This window comes from Microbacterium sp. ARD31, from assembly GCF_031844425.1.
In genome coordinates this window covers 1,218,793-1,238,876 of record NZ_JAUZVE010000001.1, presented here as the reverse complement: position 1 = coordinate 1,238,876, position 20,084 = coordinate 1,218,793, and the positions used below count along the sequence as shown (strand labels likewise).

Genomic DNA, 20,084 nt, shown 5'->3' with positions numbered 1-20,084 from the left:
TCCTCACGTGCCTGTGGGGCCGACGATAGTCCTGCGCCCGGACGGAGGGGAGCTCTTGACAGACGGATGCCGCGACCCTCCCGGTGGGGTGGGGCGCGGCATCCGCTCGTCAGGGTCGGGTCAGCGTGCGCCGAGGTCGACGTGTCCGATGTTCGTCTCGTACTCGACGTCCTTCGTCTCCTTCGACAGCCACAGGGCGATGAAGGTGAGGACGGCCGAGCCCGACAGGTAGACGCCGACGAGCCACGGCGATCCGCCGGCGGCGGCCCAGAGGGCGGTCGCGACGATCGGGGCGAGCGCGGCGCCGAGGATCGACGACACGTTGTAGGAGATCGCCGACCCGGTGTACCGGACGTTCGTCGGGAACAGCTCGGGGAGCAGGGCACCCATCGGGCCGAACGTCGCACCCATGAGCATGAACCCGAAGATCAGGAAGGCCTGCACGAGGGCGCCGCTGAACTTCGGGTCGAGCTGGGGCAGGAGGAAGACGTTGAAGAGCAGACCGAAGACGGCGATCGCCCCCGTGATCCACAGCAGCAGGCGGCGACGGCCGATCGTGTCGGCGACGGGGCCCGAGAGCAGCGTGAAAACGCCGAAGAAGACGACACCGACGATCTGCATGATGACGAAGTCGGTGTACCCGAACCCGAGGCCCGGCACGTAGGTGGCCGCATCGAACGCCGTGCCCGCAGCCTCCGCTGCGGCGGCGGCTCCCTCGGCCGTGGCCTTCGTGCCGTAGGCGAGGGTGAAGCTCGTCATCAGGTAGAAGAGCACGTACGTGGCGAGCATGATGAACGTGCCGAGGATCAGCTGCTTCCAGTGGCGACGGACGACCTCGCCGAGGGGGAACTTGCGGATCGCGCCCGTCTTCTCGGCCTTGGCGAACGTGTCGGACTCGACGAGCTTGAGACGCACGTACAGGCCGACGATCACCATGACCGCCGAGAACAGGAACGGCACGCGCCAGCCCCAGGCGAGGAACTCCTCGCTGCGCTGCGCGGGGCCGTCGGGGTGCGGCAGCAGGAAGTAGATCATCAGGAACACCGTGTTGGCGATGATGAAGCCGATCGGCGCGCCGAGCTGCGGGAACGTGCCGTACCAGGCGCGCTTGCCCTTCGGGGCGTTCTCGGTCGCGACGAGTGCGGCACCCGACCACTCGCCGCCGAGGGCGAAGCCCTGCGCGAGGCGGAGGACGAGCAGCAGGATCGGGGCGAGCACGCCGACCTGGTCGAACGTCGGCAGGAGGCCGATGACGAAGGTCGCGACACCCATCGTGAGCAGCGACCCGACGAGGGTCGCCTTACGTCCGAACTTGTCGCCGAAGTGGCCGAAGATGACGGCGCCGACGGGGCGGGCGACCATGGCGGCGCCGAAGATGCTGAACGAGAGCAGCAGGTTCGTGGTGTCGTTGCCGGCGGGGAAGAACAGGATGGGGAAGACGAGGACGGCGGCGGTCGCGTAGACGTAGAAGTCGTAGAACTCGATCGTGGTGCCGATGAGGCTCGCCGTGATGACGCGGGAGCGGGGATTGGCGGGTGCGGTGGATGCCGCGGGTGCTGCGGATGACATGCGGGGGACCTTCGGAACGAAGCGGTGGGTCCTCATGGGACGCGTCGGCGGCGGACGTCCTCGCAGGGGTGATGCGAGGGCGTCACAGCTCTGGGATCACCGAGGCGCCGACGGAGTCGCCGGCGCCAAACCTCAAGCCTACTCCCGCATGTCCCCGCGAGCGGGGGTCGTCACCAGATGACCGCGAGCCCGGCGTTGAGGAGGGTGAGGATGCCGATGGGCCAGAAGATCCCGGCGGGCACCGACCCCGACTTCCGCAGGCGTCCCGCGCCGGCACCGAGGAGGCCGCCGATGAGGACGAGGACGACGAGCTTGATGCCGATCTTGGCGTAGTTCAGGTCGTGGTCGAGACCCCACGGCGCCGAGAGCGCGAGGCCCGCGACGAGTGCGATGCCGAGGCCCCAGTGCATGATGCGCGTCACTCGGCGCTGTCCGACGAGTTCGACCACCCAGGCCCCGAAAAGCGTCGCGAAACCGACGAGGTGGACGAGGACGACGATGCTGCGCAGGATCTCCATGCCCTCAGGCTACCTGAAGGTCGAAACCCCGCGCAGCATCGAGAAGGCGTGACGCGCGTCAGCCGCGGAGGTCCCGCAGGACGAGCGCGGTGCGGATGGCGGCATCCGCTGCTTCCGCGCCCTTGTCCTCCTTCGAGCCGTCGAGGCCGGCGCGGTCGAGGCCCTGCTGCTCGTCGTCCAGCGTCAGCACGCCGAAGCCGACGGGCTTGCCGGTGTCGAGGGCGACACGGGTGAGGCCGTCGGTCGCGGCCGACGAGACGAAGTCGAAGTGCGGGGTCCCGCCGCGGATGATGACGCCCAGCGCGACGGCCGCGTCGGCGCCGGCGTCGAGCGCGGCCTTGGCGGCGACGGGCAGCTCGAACGAGCCCGGAACGCGCACGAGGCGCCACGTGGCGCCCGAGGCGTCGAGGATGCGCTTCGCGCCCGCGATCAGGCCGACGGTGATCGTGTCGTGCCACTGCCCGGCGATCACGACGACGGACAGGCCGCTCGCGTCGACCGCTTCGGCCCGGGGTGCTCCGTGTCCGCTCATGCGGTGTGCTCCTCACTGTGCGCGAGGGCCTCGCGCAGTTCGTCGGCGTCGATGATGTGGCCCATGCGGTCGGCCTTCGTCGCCAGGTACTGATGGTTGTTCGCGCCGACCCCGACCAGCAGGGGCACCTGGTCGACGATGGTGAGACCGAGGGCACGCAGCTGCGCGACCTTGTCGGTGTTGTTGGTCAGCAGACGGATCTGCTTCACGCCGAGGTCGGACAGGATGCCGGCGGCCGCCGCGTAGTCGCGGGCGTCGGCCGGCAGGCCGAGCGCGAGGTTCGCATCGACGGTGTCGAGGCCCCGCTCCTGCAGGCTGTACGCGCGCAGCTTGTTGATGAGGCCGATGCCGCGGCCCTCGTGGCCGCGCATGTAGATGACGACGCCGCCGTCCTGCTCGATCGCGTCGAGCGCCGCCTCGAGCTGCGGTCCGCACTCGCACTTGAGCGAGCCGAACGCCTCACCCGTGAGGCACTCGGAGTGCACGCGCACGAGCGGTGCTTCCTCGGTGAGGTCGCCCGAGACGACGGCGATGTGGTCGGTGCCGGTGATCCGATCCTTGTAGGCGAGGAAGCGGAACTGGCCGTGCGAGGTGGGGACCGTCGCCTCGGCGCGCAGGCTCACGCGCCGCTTGGCGGTGTGGTCGGTGTGGGCGGCGGTGCCGTCGCCGTCGGCCGCGCTGACGTGCGCGATGAGCTGCTCGATCGTGATGACGGGGATGCCTTCGCGCTCGCCCATTTCGAGGAGTCCCGGCATCCGCATCATGCTGCCGTCGTCGGCGACGACCTCGCCGATCACGGCGACCGGTTGCAGGCCCGCGAGCTGCATGAGCTCGACGGCGGCCTCGGTGTGGCCGGCGCGCTCGCGCACGCCGCCGTCGACGGCGCGCAAGGGGAGTACGTGCCCCGGGCGGATGAGCGAGGACGGCACCGAGTCCGGGTCGGCCAGCACGTTGGCCGTGCGGGCGCGGTCCGAGGCGCTGATGCCGGTCGTGACGCCCTCCGCGGCGTCGACGCTCACCGTGTACGCCGTGCTCCGAGCATCCTGGTTCTGCTCGACCATGGGAGGCAGGTCGAGGCGGTCGGCCCAGTCGGCCGGCATCGGGGCGCACAGGAACCCGCTGGACCAGCGGATGGTCCACGCGAGCCACTCCGGCGAGGCGAGCTCGGCGGACAGGACGATGTCGCCCTCGTTCTCGCGGCTCTCGTCGTCGGCGACCAGGATCGGTCGGCCTTCCTTGAGGGCTGCCAGGGCGTCGGGGATGGACGAAAGGCTCATCGGGAGCCTCCTTCTTCTGCGGACGGGATGCCGTCGGTTGAGGCGAATCGGAGCAGGCGCTGCACGTGCCGCGCCAGGATGTCGGTTTCGAGGTTGACGCGGTCGCCGGGGGCGAGCGTGCCGAGGGTGGTCACCTCGAGCGTCTCGGGGATGAGGGAGATCTCGAACCAGTGCGACGCGGCGTCCGGCTCGGACACGTCCGAGACGGTGAGCGAGACGCCCTGGACCGTGATGGACCCCTTGTCGACGACGAGCGGGGCGAGGTCGGCCGGCAGCGAGACGCGGATGACGCGCCACTGCTCGCCGGGGCGGACCTCGAGGACCTCGCCCGTGCCGTCGACGTGTCCCTGCACGATGTGCCCGCCGAGGCGCGTGTGCGCGGCGAGGGCACGCTCGACGTTCACTCGGGAGTCGACCCCGAGGGTGCCGAGCGTCGACATGTCGAGCGTCTGCTTCATGACGTCGGCCGTGAACCCCTCGGAGGTCTGGTCGGTGACCGTCAGGCAGACGCCGCTGATCGAGATCGAGTCGCCGCGCTGCGCGTCCGAGACGGCGAGGGGCGCGCGCACGGTGAGTCGCACGCCGTCGCCGGAGGGCTCGATCGCCGTGATGACGCCCTGTTCTTCGATGATGCCGGTGAACATCAGGCCTCCTGTGGGATGAGGGTGACGAGGATGTCGTCGCCGAGTCGGTCGACGCCCGTGATGTCGAGGCGTCGCTGCTGGGAGATGGTCGCGACGCCGATGTCTCCGACCGCGAGGCGGTCGCCGCCGATCAGCGTCGGTGCGATGTAGACGAGGAGCTCGTCGACGAGCCCCTGGCGCAGGAAGGATGCCGCCAGTGTCGGGCCGCCCTCGATGAACACACGCTGGGCGCCGAGCTCGCGGAGGCGGTCCAGCAGGTCCCGCAGGTCCTCGCCCTCGTCCTGCATGAACGGCCGCGGGTGCTTGCGCAGTCGCGCCTCCTGCGGCACGGCGCGGACGCCGACCACGACGGGTCGGGGCTGGTCCTCGTAGAGTCCGCCGTCCTCGCGCCGTGCCGTCAGTGCGGGATCGTCCGCGAGGACGGTTCCCGTCCCCACCACGATCGCGTCCGCCAGCGAGCGTCGGCGGTGCACGTCGGCGCGGGCCTCGGGTCCCGTGATCCACTGGCTGGTGCCGTCGGATGCCGCGGCCCGCCCGTCGAGCGACTGCGCCCACTTCAGGGTCACGTGGGGCCTTCCGAGGCGCTGCACGGTCAGCCACGACGCGATGAGCGTCTCGCCCTCGTCGCGCAGCACGCCGCCCTCGACCTCGACGCCGGCGTCCCGGAGCCGCGCGGCGCCCCCGGAGGACACCTCGCCCGGGTCGTCGACGGCGTACACGACGCGGGCGACGCCGGCCTCGATGAGCGCGACCGCGCAGGGGCCGGTGCGCCCGGTGTGGTTGCACGGCTCGAGGGTCACGACGGCCGTCGCGCCGCGCGCGGCATCCGGTCCGAGCTTCGAGAGGGCGTCGATCTCGGCGTGCGGCGTCCCCGCGCCGTGATGCCAGCCCTCGGCGAGCACCTCACCCGCGGGGGAGAGGATGACCGCGCCGACCTGCGGGTTGACCCCCCGCGGTCCACGCTGAGCGAGCGCGAAAGCGTGGCGAAGCGCGGCGCGCTCTGCGTCGGTGGCACTCATCCGGATCCTCACGATGGGGTGCTCCGGGGCGCGGGCGCGTCAGGCGGTCCCGCAGGGTCGCTGCAGGCGCCCGTGCTGCCTCCCATCCGGACTAGCGACTCGCGTCGCATCACCGTCGGTTCCGGATTTCCACCGGATCAGCAGGACCTCGGGTCCCGCTCGCGGACTGTCACCGCCGGTTCGGATTCCCACCGACCCCGGAGCACGTTTCTTGCTCTCGAAGTGTAGTCAACCGGGATGACGCGGATTCATTCCCCGTCATCTCTTGACGCGGACGCTCATCCGGTCAACGCGCGGGCGGTGGCCTCGTCGACGACGAGCTCGGTGACCAGCCGCGCCGCGAGCGCACCCCGGAGGCTGTCGCGTTTGTCGACGCCCGACACGATGCACACCCGGCTCGGCACGCGACGCAGCACCTCGAAGCGGGGCCCGGTCGCCCGGTCGTTCAACTCGATCCCGCGGGTCGACCCGTCGAGGCGGTAGAAGACCGTGGCGACGTCGCCCACCACGCCCTCGCGGTCGAGCGCCGCGAGCTCCTCGGGTTCGAGGTAGCCGCCGGAGTACACGTGGCTGGGGACGCGCGAATCCGCCGCCCCCACGCTGAAGACGACGAGGTCCATCGCCGCCTGCATGGCCAGGATGCGGGTGGTGCTCCGCTCGCGCCACATGGCCTGCTTCGTGCGCGGATCGTCGAAGAACGCGGGCACCGGGAACTGCTGCGCGCTGCCGCCGTAGGCGACGGCGAAGCGGCTCAGGATGTCGCTCGCATACAGCAGGCCCGTGGTGCGGGTGTTCCCGGAGCCGTTCAGCTGCACGAAGGTCGTGCCGTGCACGGCCTTGGGGACGAGGCGGCGGCTGACCGCGGCGGTGGTGGATCCCCACGCGACGCCGACCGTCGCATCCGCTTCGATGAGATCGCCGAGCAGGTGCGCCGCGGCGGTCGCGACCCGCTCCAGTCGCTCCACCTCGCTCGCGTCGTCGGGGACCGGGACGACGTGAGCGGTGATGCCGTAACGATCGGCGAGCTCCTGCTCCAGCAGCTGCGGAGCGGCGAAGGGGGAGCGGATGCGGATGTCGACGATGCCCGTCGCGCGGGCGCGCGACAGCAGACGCGAGACGGTCGACCGCGAGGTGCCGAGCTCCCGGGCGATGGCCTCCATCGTGCGGTCCTGGACGTAGTACAGGTGCGCCGCGGTGAGCGCGCGTCGGATGTCGTCGGGGTCCAGGGTCTCGTCCACGGATGACAGTGTGCACGTATGTGCAACCGGACTGCAATCCCGTCCACCGCTGTCATCATGGTCCCATCGGCTTCTTCGGAAGCGGTCTGAGGCAAGCGGGGCGAGAGCCCGGCAGAAGTGGGAGTGTGACGTGGATACCGAGACCCGACAGGCGACGACGGCGCTGCGCGAGCGGCCGCAGGCGGACGTGCTCATCATCGGCGGCGGCATCAACGGCGTCGCGACCTTCCGCGACCTGGCGCTGCAGGGCGTCGACGTGGCTCTCGTCGAGCGCAGCGACTTCCTCTCCGGTGCGTCGGCGGCCTCGAGCCACATGATCCACGGCGGCATCCGTTACCTCGAGAACGGCGAGCTCCGCCTGGTCCACGAAGCGGTCACCGAGCGCAACGACCTCCTGACGACGGCGGCCCACTACGTGCGTCCGCTGCGGACCACCGTGCCGATCTTCTCGACGTTCTCGGGTCTGCTCTCCGCGCCGCTGCGCATGGTGCTCCACCGCAAGACCGCCTCCACCGAGCGCGGCGCCCTCCTGATCAAGGTCGGCCTCATCATCTACGACTCGTTCTCGCGCGGCGGCGGCCGCGTCCCGCGGCACACCTTCCGCGGTCGGCGCCGCTCGCTGCGGGAGCTCCCCGACCTGAACGCCGACGTGAAGTACACGGCGACCTACTGGGATGCCTCCCTCCGCGAGCCCGAGCGCCTCGGCCTCGACCTCGTCCGTGACGGCGTCGCGCTCGGCGGCAGCCGCGCCCGCGCCGCCAACTACACCTCCGCGGTCGGAGTGGACGGCGGCAAGGTCGTCCTCCGCGACGAGGTCACCGGCGAGGAGTTCCCGTTCGCGGCATCCGTCGTCCTCAACGCGGCCGGCCCGTGGACCGACCTCGCCAACGAGGCCCTCGGCGACGCGACCCGGTACATGGGCGGCACCAAGGGCTCGCACATCGTGCTCGACCACCCCGAACTGATGCAGGCGACCGGTGGTCGGGAGATCTTCTTCGAGCACTCCGACGGTCGCATCGTGCTCATCTACCCGCTCAACGGTCGGGTCCTCGTCGGCACGACCGACCTCGAGCACGACATGTCCGAGCCCGCCGTCTGCACGGAGGAGGAGGTCGACTACTTCCTCGACCTCATCGGCCACGTCTTCCCGTCGATCCCCGTCGACCGGTCCCAGATCGTGTTCCGTTACTCGGGCGTCCGCCCGCTCCCCGGTCACGGCGACATGGCCGCAGGTTTCGTCTCGCGCGACTACCGCATCGAGGAGGCGACGCTGCCGGGTTCCGACGGCGTGCCGGTGCTCAGCCTCGTCGGCGGCAAGTGGACGACCTTCCGCGCCGTCGCCGCACGCCTGGCCGACGAACTGATGTCCCGGATCGGACGCACGCGGGTCCGCTCGACGAAGGGGCTCCCCATCGGCGGCGCCGTCGGCTTCCCCCGCACCGACGCCGAGCGCGACGCCTGGGTGCACCACCACCTGTCGGACTTCGGTGCCGAGCGCGGCACCCGTCTGCTGCACCGCTACGGCACGCATGCCCTCGCCGTGGCAGCCTCGCTCCGGCAGGACGCCCAGGACGCACCCCTCAGCTCGCTGCCCCGCTTCAGCTCGGGCGAGTTCCGCCACATCGCGCGCACCGAATCGATCGTGCACCTCGAGGACATCCTGCTGCGCCGCACCAACATCGCGTTCCGCGGCGAGGCGACCCCCGAGGTCGTCGAAGAGGTGGCCGACGCCGTCGCGGATGTGATGGGCTGGGATGCCGCGACGCGCCGCACCGAGATCGATCGGGCGCTCGCCGCGGTGCACGCCGCCGATCCCGTCGCCGTCTGACGCCGGCATCCCCGTCGCCGCACCGGCGATGAGCACTCGAAGAGGAGACGAGACGTGACCGATCACGTGATCGCCATCGACCAGGGAACGACCTCGACACGAGCGATCGTGTTCGACGGGGAGGGCACCCTCGTCGCGACCGCGCAACGGGAGCACGAGCAGATCTTCCCGCGTGCCGGCAGGGTCGAGCACGACCCGGTCGAGATCTGGACGAACACCGAATGGGTGCTCGCCAACGCGCTCGGGCAGGTGGGCCTGTCCGCCGCCGACGTCGCCGCGATCGGCGTCACCAATCAGCGCGAGACGGCGATCGTCTGGGACCGTCGCACCGGCCGGCCGATCCACAACGCCCTCGTCTGGCAGGACACCCGCACGCAGCCCGCGATCGACCGCCTCATCGAGGCGCGCGGGGTCGACGCCTTCGCCGAGGTGACCGGGCTCCCGCTCGCGTCGTACTTCTCGGCGTCGAAGATCGCATGGATCCTCGACCACGTCGACGGGGCGCGCGAGGCGGCACGCCGCGGCGACCTGCTCTTCGGGACGCCCGACACCTGGGTCGTCTGGAACCTCACGGGCGGCAGCGACGGCGGCATCCACATCACCGACGTCACCAATGCGAGCCGCACCCTGCTCATGGACCTGGCCACGCTCGACTGGTCGGACGAGATGCTGCAGGTGTGGGACATCCCTCGCGAGATGCTGCCCGAGATCCGCTCGTCGTCCGAGGTCTACGGCGAGGTCGTGCAACCGCGCGTCGCCCGCGGCATCCGCATCGCGGGCATCCTCGGCGACCAGCAGGCGGCGACCTTCGGTCAGGCCGCCTTCGACGCCGGGCAGTCCAAGAACACCTACGGCACCGGCAACTTCCTGCTCGTGGGCACCGGTACCGAGCTGGTGCGCTCGGATGCCGGCCTCATCACCACGGTCGCCTACCGCCTCGGGGACGAGCCGCCGCACTACGCGCTCGAGGGTTCGATCGCCGTCACCGGTTCGCTCGTGCAGTGGCTGCGCGACAACCTCGGGATCATCTCCGAGTCCACCGAGGTCGAACGGCTCGCCCGCACCGTCGAGGACAACGGCGGCGCCTACTTCGTGCCCGCCTTCTCGGGCCTGTTCGCGCCGTACTGGCGCCCCGACGCCCGTGGCGCGCTCGTCGGCCTCACCCGCTACGTCACGAAGGCCCACATCGCGCGGGCCGCTCTCGAGGCCACCGCGTTCCAGACGCGCGACGTCATCGCGGCCGTCGTCTCCGACACCGGTCGCGAGCTCGAGGAGCTGCGCGTCGACGGCGGGATGACGCGCAACGACCTGCTCATGCAGTTCCAGGCCGACATCCTGGGCATCCCCGTCGTCCGCCCGAAGGTCGTCGAGACCACGGCCCTCGGCGCCGCGTACGCCGCGGGACTGGCCGTCGGCGTCTGGTCGGGGAAGGACGCCCTGCGCGGCTACTGGCAGGAGGACTGCCGGTTCGAGCCGCAGATGGATCCCGACGAGCGGGACCGCCGCTGCCGCCTGTGGGCCAAGGCCGTCGAGAAGTCCATGGGATGGGTCGACGACGACGCGCGCGTGCTCGCCGGGACCGTCTGAGCTACTTCAGCAGCCGCGACAGCCGGCGGTCGGCGAGGATCTTGCCGCCCGTCTGGCACGTCGGGCAGTACTCGAGGCTGTTGTCGGCGAAGAAGACCGACCGCACCTCGTCGCCGCACACCGGGCACGCCTCGCCGCGGCGGCCGTGGACGGCCATCCCGCGCCGTTTGGCGTCCTTGAGGTCGGCGGGCGGTTTGCCGGATGCCGCGGCCACCGCCTCGGCGAGCGTCTGCTGCATCGCGGCGTAGAGCCGATCGATCTCGGCATCCGTCAGCGTTGCCGCCAGGGCGTAGGGAGACATCTTCGCGGCGTGGAGGATCTCGTCGGAGTAGGCGTTGCCGATGCCGGCGATGATCGACTGGTCGCGCAGGACGCCCTTGATCTGCGTCCGGCGTCCGGCGAGGAGCTCCGCGAGCGTGTCGCGGGTGAATCCGTCGTCGAGCGGATCGGGACCGAGGCGTGCGATCCCCGGGACGTCGGCGGGGGAACGCGCGGCGTAGTACGCGAGCGACTTCTTGGTGCCGGCCTCCGTCAGGTCGAACCCGGAGCCGTCGTCGAAACCCACCCGCAGGGCGATCGGGGTCTTCCCCGGTCGGATCACAGTTGCGGGAAGCTGGTCGTACCACCGCAACCAGCCCGCCTTGGCGAGATGGAAGATGAGGTGGGCACCGGCATCCGTCTCGAGGTCGACGAACTTGCCGTGCCGCTGCGCACCCGTCACCGTCGCGCCCGTCATCGCGTCGATCGGCGGGTCGTACGTCTTCAGCGCGGCGATGTTCGCGACCGACACCTTCGTGACGGTCAGTCCCGTCGCGCGCTCGCGGAGGAAGTCGACCAGTCCCTGCACCTCGGGCATCTCAGGCATGCGGTCATCCTGCCACCCCGGTCCGACTGCGGTGAGGGGGTTGTCAGATCACCGGCCAGGGCACCGGGGTGCGGGCGTCGGTCGGCAGGAGCCCTGCGATCCAGCCGTCGTGGCGTCCGCGGGGGTCGTTCAGACCCTGCCGGAGGAGGCCCTCGTACCGGAAGCCGAGCTTCTGAGCGACGCGCGCCGACGGGACGTTGCCGACGATCGCGCGCCACTGGATGCGCGCGAGCCGGAGCGGTTCGGCGAAGCCCGCGTCGATCACGGCGGTCGCCGCCTCGGTGAGGTAGCCGTGGCCGCGGGCCGCGGCATCCATCCAGAACCCGATCTCGGCGGACCCCTGCTTCTCGAACCGGTGCAGCCCGATCATGCCGATCCAGCGGCCCTCGGTGCGTATACCCCAGGTGAGTTCGCTCTCCTCGTCCCACCAGGCGGCGGCCTTGGCGATGAACTCCTCGGCGTCGCGACGCTCGTACGGCGCAGGGAGCGTCGTCCACCGCGGCACCTCGGGGTCCTGCGCCGCGGCGGTGATCGCGTCGACGTCGTCCGCCGTCGGCACCGACAGCTCGAGCCGTGCGGTCCGCAGGGTCACCGGTTCCATCCTCCGACCCTATCCACGCACGTGCCGTCTTCCGTTCCGGATGCAGGTGCAGATGCGCCGTGGACGGCGTTCGTCGATGTATTCGCCTTCTCCTCCTGCATTCGGCACGGAGACTCCTCCCCGAGGTCGTCTTCGGAACGACCGACCACATTTCCCGCCGAAGCAGGCTGCGCACTGGGCGGTGTCGGGGAGCGTCGTCGCATGACCTCGTCGCACGATCGGCGTGCCTTCGCCGCCGAAGCAGAGACCCTCCTCGCCGTCCGGTCACAGACCGCGCACGAACTCCGTTCGGCAGGGATGTCGAAACGGTCGATCGCGCGGGCTGCGGCGGATGGCATGATCCTGGCGGTCCGTCGCGGCCGGTACGTCGCCTCGGACGCGCCGGTCGATGTCATCCGCGCCGCGCGCGTCGGCGGTCGACTGACCTGCGTGAGCGCGCTCCGGCTCTTGGGGATATTCACCCTCGCATCGGAGGATCTGCATGTGCACGTCCCGCCGCACGCGGCTCGCCTCCGGATACCGCAGGAGGGAGCCTTCCGGCACTGGTCGCCACCGATCGGGCAGCGACCTTCCGGCGCCGGCATTTCTCACCCATGGGACCTCCTCGCCCACGCGATCGTCTGCCAGCCACCCGCGGCGGCTGTGGCGACCCTCGACAGTGCCCTGCACCGGGGCCTGGTCGCTCCGTCTGAGCTCGATCTCGTCTTCGCCGCCGTGCCTCGGAAGTACCGCGTCATCCGGAATCTGCTCGACGGCCGAGCCGAGTCCGGGCCGGAGTCGTTGATGCGCCTCATCTTGCGTCGCCTCGGCGTGAGGGTGGAGTTGCAGGTGAGGATCGACGGCGTGGGGAGGGTCGATCTGCTCGTCGACGGATGGCTTGTCGTCGAGTGCGACAGTGATGCGCACCATTCCGGTCCGCTCGCCCACCGGGTCGACCGAGGCCGCGACCTGGCGCTCGCTGCACTCGGCTACACGACGCTTCGGCCGATGGCGGCCGACATCATGTGGAATCCCGACCGGGTGGTTGCAGCGGTGGGGGGATTGCTGCGCGCGCGGCGACGCTGACGCTGTGCCGAACGCAGGTTCAGCGTCGGTGATGCGGTCGGAAACGTCCTGAATGCGCGTCTGAACCTGCATCCGGTACGCGAACCGTCGTGCACTCCGCGCTCGTGCGGCGTCAGCCCTCGGGGTGCTGCTGGATCCAGACTGCCATCGCGGCCAGGTTCGCCAGCGGGGCCATGGCGCCGATCGCGGGGGCGTCGAACACCATCGAGGCGACGCCGGCCTCGGCGTAGGAGGCGACCCACCCTGCGGCATCCGGCAACGGCACGGCCAGCAGCCTGCCGGTCTCCTCGGGCGGGATGCCGAAGCCCGCCGCAGCGGCCTGTGCACGCTCCGGCGTCGAGAAGGCGAAGATCGCCGGACCCTGCTCGGTCGAGGCGGCGAACGGCGTGGGCTCCTCGTCGGTGCCGCGGGCGATGAAGATCCACTTCTCGAGCGCGAACACCGCCCGCCACAGGCGTTCCTGCGCGGCGCTGTCGTCGGGCGCGGCCATGGACGGGCCGGCCGCCGCGTCGATCGCGGCGACGAGCTCCGGCGCGGGGCTGAGCCTCGGTTCCTCAGACACGTCGCAGCAGTCCGAGCTTGTCGTACACGTCGTTCAGGGTGCGGTCGGCGACCTCGTCGGCGCGCGCCGCGTTGGCGGCGAGCACCCGGTCGAGCTCGGCCGGGTCGTCGAGCAGTTCGAGCGCCCGCTCGCGCACGGGACCGAACTCCGACACGACGACCTCGGCGAGCCCCTTCTTGAAGTCGCCGTAGCCGCGGCCGGCGTACTCGTCCTCGATCGAGGGGATCTGCCGCCCCGTCAGAGCGGCGTAGATCACGAGCAGGTTCGACACCCCGGGCTTGGCCTCGCGGTCGTACCGGACGACACCCTCCGAGTCCGTGACGGCGCGCATGACCTTCTTCGCCGACTTCGACGGGTCGTCCAGGAGCCAGAGCACACCGGCATCCGATTCGGCGGACTTCGACATCTTGGACGTCGGGTTCTGCAGGTCGTAGATGCGGGCGGTGTCCTTCTGGATCACCGGCATCGGCACGCGGAACGCCTCGCCGTAGCGGCCGTTGAAGCGCTCCGCCAACGTGCGGGTCAGTTCGACGTGCTGCTTCTGGTCGTCGCCGACGGGCACGATGTCGGTCTGGTACAGCAGGATGTCGGCGGCCATGAGGATCGGATAGGTGAACAGACCGACGTTCGTGGCGTCGGTGCCGTAGCGAGCCGACTTGTCCTTGAACTGGGTCATCCGGTTCGCTTCGCCGAAGCCGGTCACGGTCGACAGCACCCAGGCGAGCTCGGCGTGCGCACGCACGTGCGACTGCACGTACAGCGTCGACTTCGACGGCTCGATGCCCGCGGCGATGTACTGCGCCGCGGTCCGCCGGGTCTTCTCCCGCAGCTCGGCGGGGTCGTTCGGCTGGGTGAGGGCGTGCAGGTCGACGACCGAGAAGAACGCGTCGTAGGACTCCTGCAGGTCCCGCCACTGCATGAGCGCCCCGATGTAGTTGCCGATCTGGAGGGAGTCGGCGGAGGGCTGCATTCCGGAGTACAGGCGGGGTTTGCTCACCCTACGATCCTAGGCGCGAACGGATGCCGCGCCCTTCGCCGCCGGCTTCAGCCGCCGAGCGTGTAGTCGGCCACGACGGGCGCGTGGTCGCTCCAGCGCGTGTCCCAGGAGGGCGCCCGGACGACGTGGTAATCGGTCGCGCGGGTCGCGAGTTCGGTGGTCGCGAGGTGGTAGTCGATGCGCCAGCCGGTGTCGTTGTCGAACGCCTTGCCGCGGTTCGACCACCACGTGTACGGCCCGTCGATCTCTCCGGCGAACGAGCGCCCGACGTCGACCCAGCCGAGGCCGCGACCGCTCTCGCCGTCGACCGAGGTGACGGTCTCGCCCGCGGGTGCGGTGAACCGGTCGAAGTACGCCCGCTCGCGGGGCAGGAAGCCGGCCTTCTTGACGTTGCCCTTCCAATTGCGGATGTCGAGCTCGCGATGGCCGACGTTGAGGTCGCCGGTGATGAGCGCGAGGTCGCCGAGGTGCGGCATCCGCTCTTCCATTGCGTCGAGGAACGCGTACTTCGCGGCCTGCTTCTCGGTGCCGGCCTCGCCGGTGAAGACGTAGGCGCTGACGACCGTGAGGCTCTCGCCCTCGACCTCGATGTCGGCTTCGACCCAGCGTCCCTTCGAGTCGAGCGTGTCGTCGCCCAGCTCGATGCGCCAGACGTCCAGCGGCTCGCGGGCGGCGATGGCGACGCCGGCACGCCCCTTCGCGAGGGCTTCGTCGTTCACGATGTGCCAGCCGGGCAGGGCGGCGGCGAGATCGGATGCCTCGGCCCGCACCTCCTGCAGCGTGAGGATGTCGACCCCCGCCGTTTCGAGCCAGCCGTGCATGCCCTTCCGGGCGGCGGCGCGGATGCCGTTGACGTTGACGGAGGCGATGCGGACGGTTCGAGGCACGCCGTTCAGCCTAAGCGGGGCCGCCGACACCGGTCGTGCCGCGGGTCTGCGCGAGCAGGTCCTCGGCGCGGCGCAGGTCCCGGCGCGCGCCGGGGCGTTCCCACCAGCGCGCGCGGGAGAGCGCCGACCGGGCCTCGCGCACGCCCGCCTCGGCGACGACCCGCAGCGCCTCGCGCTCTGCGGCGCGCTGCTGCTCGGCGGTCGGGGGCGCGAGGGGGATGTCGGCATCCCGAACCGCGACCCCGATCCAGGATGCCGCGACGAGCATCACGATCCCGGCCAGACGCAGCCACAGCAGCAGACCGACGACGACGGAGAAGGTGGCGAGCAGGGGGTTGGTGGGGGAGTAGGCGGCGAGGAAACCGAAGCCCAGCTGCAGGAGCGCGAGCGTCGCGCCGCCGGCGGTCGCCCCGGGGATGATGGAGCGCCACGGCAGCGAGGTCCCGGTGAGGAAGCGGATCAGCAGCGTCAGAGCGGCGGAGTTGAGCGCGACGCTGACGACGACCGACCCGATCCGGCTGGCGAGTTCGGCGGCCGATGAGGGCACGTCGACCTCCAGCCACCGCAACGCCTGCGTCAGGACACCGCCGGCGACCAGCCCCAGGCCGGCGCCGAGGACGAGCGCGGCGCCGAACAGGATCGCCGCGACGAGGTCGCCGAGTTTCAGCAGCACGAAGCTGCGGGTGTCGAACGGCAGCCCGAAGATGTTGCGGACGGCCCGTCGGGTGAAGGTGACGAACCCGATGGCGGTCCACACGGCGACACCGAGGGCGATCGTTCCGGTGACGGCGAGCAGGCTGCCGCTGTCGCGGGCGATCGACGCCACGTCGTCGGGATCCACGGGCCCCGCCTCACCGATGAAGCCCGGGATGTAGGAGTTGACGACCCGGATGAGGCCGTCGATCGCCGCCTGCGACCCGCCGAGCCACAGGCCGACCACGGCGAACGCCGAGTACAGCGTCGCGAACAGCGCGAACAGGGACTGGTAGCTGATGGATGCCGCCAGCAGGAACCCGTTCCGACGCAGGAAGTGCCGCCACACCCGCACCGGGAACGACGCGACCGTCGCCCGGGTGAGCTGGGCGGCCCGCTCGATCGGCTGATCGAGGCGCTCACGAAGACGAGACGCCTCCCACCGCTCGCGCAGGGGAGGCGTCGTGTCGTCCGAGGTCACGCCTCGAGGCTATCGGCCGGTTCAGCCGCGCAGGACCGCCTGCTTGACCTCGGCGATGGCCTTCGTGATCTCGATGCCGCGGGGGCAGGCCTCGGTGCAGTTGAAGGTCGTGCGGCAGCGCCACACGCCCTCCTTGTCGTTGAGGATGTCGAGGCGCACGTCGCCCGCATCGTCGCGCGAGTCGAAGATGAAGCGGTGCGCGTTGACGATCGCGGCGGGGCCGAAGTACTGACCGTCGGTCCAGAACACGGGGCACGACGAGGTGCACGCGGCGCAGAGGATGCACTTGGTGGTGTCGTCGTAGACGGCGCGATCCTTGATGGACTGGATGCGCTCCTTGCCCGGCTCGGGCGCGGTGTTCGCCTGCAGGAAGGGCTGCACGTCGCGGAAGGACTCGAAGAACGGGTCCATGTCGACGATGAGGTCCTTCTCGAGCGGCAGGCCCTTGATCGCCTCGACGTAGATCGGCTTCGAGATGTCGAGGTCCTTGATCAGCGTCTTGCAGGCGAGGCGGTTGCGGCCGTTGATGCGCATGGCGTCCGAGCCGCAGATGCCGTGGGCGCACGAGCGGCGGAAGCTGAGCGTCCCGTCGACGTCCCACTTGATGCGGTGCAGCGCGTCGAGCACGCGGTCGGTCGGGTACATCTCGACGTCGTAGTCCACCCAGCGGGGCTCCGCATCCACTTCGGGGTCGAAGCGCCGGATGATGAAGGTGACCAGGTACGACTGGATGCCGGAGTCCGTGGACTCCTGCGTGCCGGTCGGAGCGTCGGAATCGACGATGGTCATCAGTACTTCCTCTCCATCGGCGGGTAGTTGTACTCGCCCTGCTCGTTCTTGGTGAACACGACCGGCTTCCAGTCCAGGCGGATGTGGTCCTCGGGGTTCGCGGAGTGCGGGTCGCCCGTGAGGTAGGCCATCGTGTGCTGCATGTACTTCTCGTCGTCGCGGTCGGGGTAGTCCTCGCGCATGTGACCGCCACGGCTCTCACGCCGGTTGCGGGCGGCGTAGGCGACGATCTCGGCGATGTCGAGCAGGAAGCCCAGCTCGACGGCTTCGAGCAGGTCGGTGTTGTACCGCTTGCCCTTGTCGTCGACGTGGACTTTCTTGTACCGCTCGCGCAGGTCGTTGATCGTGCCCATGACGTTGGTGAGCGTCTCCTCGGTGCGGAACACCTGGGCGTTGGCGTCCATCTCCTCCTGCAGCTTCTTGCGGAGGGTGGAGATGCGCTCGGTGCCGGTGTTGTTCCGCAGGCCCTCGATCATCTCGCGGACCTCCTTCGCGGGGTCCTCGGGGAGGGGCATGAACTCGGCCGTCTTCACGTACTCGACCGCATTCTGGCCCGAGCGCTTGCCGAAGACGTTGATGTCGAGCAGCGAGTTCGTGCCGAGACGGTTCGCACCGTGCACCGACACGCACGCGCACTCCCCGGCGGCGTAGAGGCCGGGGACGATGGTGTCGTTGTCGGCGAGGACCTCGCCCTTGGTGTTGGTCGGGATGCCGCCCATCGCGTAGTGCGCGGTCGGCATGACCGGCACCGGCTCGACGACCGGGTCGACACCCAGGTAGGTGCGGGCGAACTCGGTGATGTCGGGGAGCTTGGTCTCGAGGACCTCTGCGCCGAGGTGCGTGCAGTCCAGGTAGACGTAGTCCTTGTTCGGGCCGGCGCCGCGGCCCTCGAGGACCTCCTTGACCATGCACCGGGCGACGATGTCGCGGGGGGCGAGGTCCTTGATGGTGGGGGCGTAGCGCTCCATGAAGCGCTCACCCGAGGCGTTGCGGAGGATCGCGCCCTCGCCGCGGGCACCCTCGGTGAGGAGGATGCCGAGGCCTGCCAGGCCTGTCGGGTGGAACTGGAAGAACTCGATGTCCTCGAGCGGCAGACCCTTGCGCCACACGATGCCGACGCCGTCACCGGTCAGGGTGTGCGCGTTCGAGGTGGTCTTGAAGATCTTGCCGAAGCCGCCGGTGGCGAAGATGACGGCCTTCGCGTGGAAGACGTGCAGGTCGCCGGTGGCGAGCTCGTAGGCGACGACACCCGCGATGCCGGTGCGACCCACGGCATCCTTCACCGTGATCAGGTCGAGCGCGTAGAACTCGTTGAAGAAGTTGATGCCGAGCTTGACGCAGTTCTGGAACAGCGTCTGCAGGATCATGTGGCCGGTGCGGTCGGCGGCGTAGCAGGCGCGGCGGACCGGGTTCTTGCCGTGCTCGGCGGTGTGGCCGCCGAACCGGCGCTGGTCGATCTTGCCGTCGGGCGTGCGGTTGAAGGGCAGGCCCATGTTCTCGAGGTCGATGACCGCGTCGATGGCCTCCTTCGCGAGGATCTCGGCCGCGTCCTGGTCGACGAGGTAGTCGCCGCCCTTGACGGTGTCGAAGGTGTGCCACTCCCACGAGTCCTCTTCGACGTTCGCCAGCGCCGCAGCCATGCCACCCTGCGCCGCGCCGGTGTGGCTGCGCGTGGGGTAGAGCTTCGTGATGACGGCGGTCTTGGCCCCGGGACCCGCCTCGATCGCGGCGCGCATGCCCGCGCCGCCGGCGCCGACGATGACGACATCGAACTGGTGGTAGTGGACGCCGTCCTTGACGACGGAGTCCGCGGTCTGAGTGCTCACGTGACGATTGCCTCTGTTCTATCCGTATGCGGGCCGGTCGTACCGGCTCAGCCCTGCGCCTTGCAGACCTCGGCGACGATGCTGCCGTCGAGGTTCGGGATGCAGGGGTCGAAGGTGAAGACGACGAGGGTGCCCAGCAGGATCATGAATCCGGCGACGACCCACAGGCTGGTGACGAGCACCTTCCGCACCTTCGCGTTGGTGACGTAGTCGTTGACGATCGTCCGCATGCCATTCGTGCCGTGGATGAACGCGAGCCACAGCATCAGCACGTCCCAGATCTGCCAGAACGGGTTCGCGAACTTGCCCGCCACGAAGGCGAAGTCGAGCGCCGAGATGCCGTCGCCGACCATCAGGTTGACGAAGAGGTGGCCGAAGATGAGCACGATCAGCAGCACGCCCGAGACGCGCATGAAGACCCAGCCCCACTTCTCGAGGTTCGGTCCCTTCTTGCGGACGGCGGCCTTGCCCTGCGGGGTGCGGGGCGCGACGAGGGTGTCGGCGGTCATCAGCGCTCGCCTCCCATGTGCGAGAAGACGTTCGGAAGGTGGCGGGCGGAGAACCCGACGAGCGCGACGGCCCAGACGGCGAGGACGCCCCACCACAGTTGACGCTGGTGGCGCGTGGCCCACGGCCACAGGTCGACCGCGATGATGCGGAGCCCGTTGAACGCGTGGTACACGATGGCGGCGACCAGCGCGACCTCGCCGAGACCCATGATCGGGTTCTTGTACGTGCCGATGACTGCGTTGTATGCGTCGGGGGAGACCCGGATGAGGGCCGTGTCGAGCACATGCACGAGCAGGAAGAAGAAGATGGCGATGCCGGTGATGCGGTGCAGCACCCACGACCACATGCCCTCGTTGCCGCGGTACAGCGTGCCGCGCGGGGTCTTGGACGTGGTCTCAGCTACCGACGGCGTGACGCGTGCTGGTGCAGACACGGTCGTCCTCCCTTGGGTGAGATGGGTCGCGCTGCGCGGCGAGGTCACGGCATCCCGAGGGAATGTCGCCCATCGTCGCAAGCGGGCGCAGCGTCCATCCTAAGCGGCCCTGAAGGTGCCGGGCGAGGAAGGGGAGCCTTAGAACATCTTGGTCACGGGCGCG

The 20,084-nt window shown here is 70.0% G+C and carries 20 protein-coding genes; 3 read left to right on the top strand and 17 right to left on the bottom strand.

The features are described from left to right. Nucleotides 1-120: 120 nt before the first annotated feature. From Q9S36_RS06190 to Q9S36_RS06160, 7 genes are all read right to left on the bottom strand, one after another. On the bottom strand, nt 121-1,569 hold the full coding sequence (locus Q9S36_RS06190; protein WP_311284353.1) for an MFS transporter: 1,449 nt from the start codon (nt 1,567-1,569) through the stop codon (nt 121-123). A gap of 170 nt (nt 1,570-1,739) precedes the next feature. After that, nucleotides 1,740-2,087 (bottom strand): Fe-S protein, encoded by a 348-nt coding sequence (locus Q9S36_RS06185; RefSeq protein WP_311284352.1) that lies wholly within the window; start codon nt 2,085-2,087, stop codon nt 1,740-1,742. Between the two features lie 58 nt (nt 2,088-2,145). Next, nucleotides 2,146-2,619, bottom strand: a complete 474-nt coding sequence (gene ribH / locus Q9S36_RS06180; protein ID WP_311284351.1) for a 6,7-dimethyl-8-ribityllumazine synthase — start codon at nt 2,617-2,619, stop codon at nt 2,146-2,148. Further along, nucleotides 2,616-3,896 carry a GTP cyclohydrolase II gene (gene ribA, locus Q9S36_RS06175; protein WP_311284350.1) on the bottom strand — a complete coding sequence of 427 codons (1,281 nt, stop codon included), beginning with the start codon at nt 3,894-3,896 and terminating at the stop codon, nt 2,616-2,618. The genes ribH and ribA overlap by 4 nt, the downstream gene beginning before the upstream one ends. Then, nucleotides 3,893-4,540: a riboflavin synthase gene (locus Q9S36_RS06170; RefSeq protein ID WP_217531042.1), complete on the bottom strand. Its 648-nt coding sequence runs from the start codon at nt 4,538-4,540 to the stop codon at nt 3,893-3,895. The genes ribA and Q9S36_RS06170 overlap by 4 nt, the downstream gene beginning before the upstream one ends. Then, entirely contained in the window at nt 4,540-5,559 is a 1,020-nt protein-coding gene (gene ribD, locus Q9S36_RS06165; protein ID WP_311284349.1) for a bifunctional diaminohydroxyphosphoribosylaminopyrimidine deaminase/5-amino-6-(5-phosphoribosylamino)uracil reductase RibD, read from the bottom strand. The genes Q9S36_RS06170 and ribD overlap by 1 nt, the downstream gene beginning before the upstream one ends. Before the next feature lie 278 nt (nt 5,560-5,837). Next, nucleotides 5,838-6,797: a sugar-binding transcriptional regulator gene (locus Q9S36_RS06160; protein WP_253034795.1), complete on the bottom strand. Its 960-nt coding sequence runs from the start codon at nt 6,795-6,797 to the stop codon at nt 5,838-5,840. A 130-nt stretch (nt 6,798-6,927) separates the two neighbouring features. Here Q9S36_RS06160 and Q9S36_RS06155 point away from each other — a divergent pair, with 130 nt between their 5' ends. Together Q9S36_RS06155 and glpK are read left to right on the top strand one after the other, a co-directional pair. Beyond that, nucleotides 6,928-8,625, top strand: a complete 1,698-nt coding sequence (locus tag Q9S36_RS06155; RefSeq protein WP_253034796.1) for a glycerol-3-phosphate dehydrogenase/oxidase — start codon at nt 6,928-6,930, stop codon at nt 8,623-8,625. Between the two features lie 54 nt (nt 8,626-8,679). Continuing rightward, nucleotides 8,680-10,212 carry a glycerol kinase GlpK gene (gene glpK, locus Q9S36_RS06150; RefSeq protein ID WP_311284348.1) on the top strand — a complete coding sequence of 511 codons (1,533 nt, stop codon included), beginning with the start codon at nt 8,680-8,682 and terminating at the stop codon, nt 10,210-10,212. A 1-nt stretch (nt 10,213) separates the two neighbouring features. Here the strand turns inward: glpK and Q9S36_RS06145 are convergent, their stop codons facing one another. Together Q9S36_RS06145 and Q9S36_RS06140 are read right to left on the bottom strand one after the other, a co-directional pair. Beyond that, the gene (locus tag Q9S36_RS06145) at nt 10,214-11,077 is read right to left on the bottom strand and encodes an Fpg/Nei family DNA glycosylase (protein ID WP_217531047.1); all 864 of its coding nucleotides are present in this window, start codon (nt 11,075-11,077) and stop codon (nt 10,214-10,216) included. A gap of 43 nt (nt 11,078-11,120) precedes the next feature. Next, complete coding sequence (locus Q9S36_RS06140; protein ID WP_311284347.1) at nt 11,121-11,678, bottom strand: GNAT family N-acetyltransferase; 558 nt, start codon at nt 11,676-11,678, stop codon at nt 11,121-11,123. Nucleotides 11,679-11,879: 201 nt separating this feature from the next. On the opposite strand from Q9S36_RS06140, the gene Q9S36_RS06135 reads away from it, so the two are divergent. Beyond that, a complete protein-coding gene (locus Q9S36_RS06135; RefSeq protein ID WP_311284345.1) occupies nt 11,880-12,743 on the top strand; it encodes a DUF559 domain-containing protein in 864 nt (287 codons plus the stop codon). A 112-nt stretch (nt 12,744-12,855) separates the two neighbouring features. Here the strand turns inward: Q9S36_RS06135 and Q9S36_RS06130 are convergent, their stop codons facing one another. The 8 genes from Q9S36_RS06130 to sdhC are packed head-to-tail and all read right to left on the bottom strand — an operon-like array spanning nt 12,856 to nt 19,921. After that, the gene (locus tag Q9S36_RS06130) at nt 12,856-13,305 is read right to left on the bottom strand and encodes a hypothetical protein (RefSeq protein WP_311284344.1); all 450 of its coding nucleotides are present in this window, start codon (nt 13,303-13,305) and stop codon (nt 12,856-12,858) included. Beyond that, nucleotides 13,298-14,302, bottom strand: coding sequence for a tryptophan--tRNA ligase (gene trpS / locus Q9S36_RS06125; protein ID WP_082886045.1), 1,005 nt, complete (start codon nt 14,300-14,302; stop codon nt 13,298-13,300). Before trpS ends, Q9S36_RS06130 begins: the two co-directional genes overlap by 8 nt. Before the next feature lie 47 nt (nt 14,303-14,349). Then, on the bottom strand, nt 14,350-15,189 hold the full coding sequence (locus Q9S36_RS06120; RefSeq protein ID WP_311284343.1) for an exodeoxyribonuclease III: 840 nt from the start codon (nt 15,187-15,189) through the stop codon (nt 14,350-14,352). Between the two features lie 10 nt (nt 15,190-15,199). After that, nucleotides 15,200-16,363, bottom strand: coding sequence for a YihY/virulence factor BrkB family protein (locus Q9S36_RS06115; RefSeq protein ID WP_311284342.1), 1,164 nt, complete (start codon nt 16,361-16,363; stop codon nt 15,200-15,202). A gap of 21 nt (nt 16,364-16,384) precedes the next feature. Then, nucleotides 16,385-17,152 (bottom strand): succinate dehydrogenase iron-sulfur subunit, encoded by a 768-nt coding sequence (locus Q9S36_RS06110; protein ID WP_064001349.1) that lies wholly within the window; start codon nt 17,150-17,152, stop codon nt 16,385-16,387. Next, complete coding sequence (sdhA, locus tag Q9S36_RS06105) at nt 17,152-18,978, bottom strand: succinate dehydrogenase flavoprotein subunit (RefSeq protein WP_311284341.1); 1,827 nt, start codon at nt 18,976-18,978, stop codon at nt 17,152-17,154. Before sdhA ends, Q9S36_RS06110 begins: the two co-directional genes overlap by 1 nt. 47 nt (nt 18,979-19,025) lie before the next feature. Further along, nucleotides 19,026-19,487 (bottom strand): succinate dehydrogenase, hydrophobic membrane anchor protein, encoded by a 462-nt coding sequence (sdhD, locus tag Q9S36_RS06100; protein ID WP_311284340.1) that lies wholly within the window; start codon nt 19,485-19,487, stop codon nt 19,026-19,028. Continuing rightward, nucleotides 19,487-19,921: a succinate dehydrogenase, cytochrome b556 subunit gene (sdhC, locus tag Q9S36_RS06095; RefSeq protein ID WP_311284339.1), complete on the bottom strand. Its 435-nt coding sequence runs from the start codon at nt 19,919-19,921 to the stop codon at nt 19,487-19,489. Before sdhC ends, sdhD begins: the two co-directional genes overlap by 1 nt. Nucleotides 19,922-20,084: the final 163 nt, after the last annotated feature.

Coding starts and splice junctions, on each gene's coding strand:
- Q9S36_RS06190 (WP_311284353.1), bottom strand. CDS start 1,569: ATGTCATCCGCAGCACCCGCGGCATCCACCGCACCCGCCAATCCCCGC.
- Q9S36_RS06185 (WP_311284352.1), bottom strand. CDS start 2,087: ATGGAGATCCTGCGCAGCATCGTCGTCCTCGTCCACCTCGTCGGTTTC.
- ribH (WP_311284351.1), bottom strand. CDS start 2,619: ATGAGCGGACACGGAGCACCCCGGGCCGAAGCGGTCGACGCGAGCGGC.
- ribA (WP_311284350.1), bottom strand. CDS start 3,896: ATGAGCCTTTCGTCCATCCCCGACGCCCTGGCAGCCCTCAAGGAAGGC.
- Q9S36_RS06170 (WP_217531042.1), bottom strand. CDS start 4,540: ATGTTCACCGGCATCATCGAAGAACAGGGCGTCATCACGGCGATCGAG.
- ribD (WP_311284349.1), bottom strand. CDS start 5,559: ATGAGTGCCACCGACGCAGAGCGCGCCGCGCTTCGCCACGCTTTCGCG.
- Q9S36_RS06145 (WP_217531047.1), bottom strand. CDS start 11,077: ATGCCTGAGATGCCCGAGGTGCAGGGACTGGTCGACTTCCTCCGCGAG.
- Q9S36_RS06140 (WP_311284347.1), bottom strand. CDS start 11,678: ATGGAACCGGTGACCCTGCGGACCGCACGGCTCGAGCTGTCGGTGCCG.
- Q9S36_RS06135 (WP_311284345.1), top strand. CDS start 11,880: ATGACCTCGTCGCACGATCGGCGTGCCTTCGCCGCCGAAGCAGAGACC.
- Q9S36_RS06110 (WP_064001349.1), bottom strand. CDS start 17,152: ATGACCATCGTCGATTCCGACGCTCCGACCGGCACGCAGGAGTCCACG.
- sdhD (WP_311284340.1), bottom strand. CDS start 19,487: ATGACCGCCGACACCCTCGTCGCGCCCCGCACCCCGCAGGGCAAGGCC.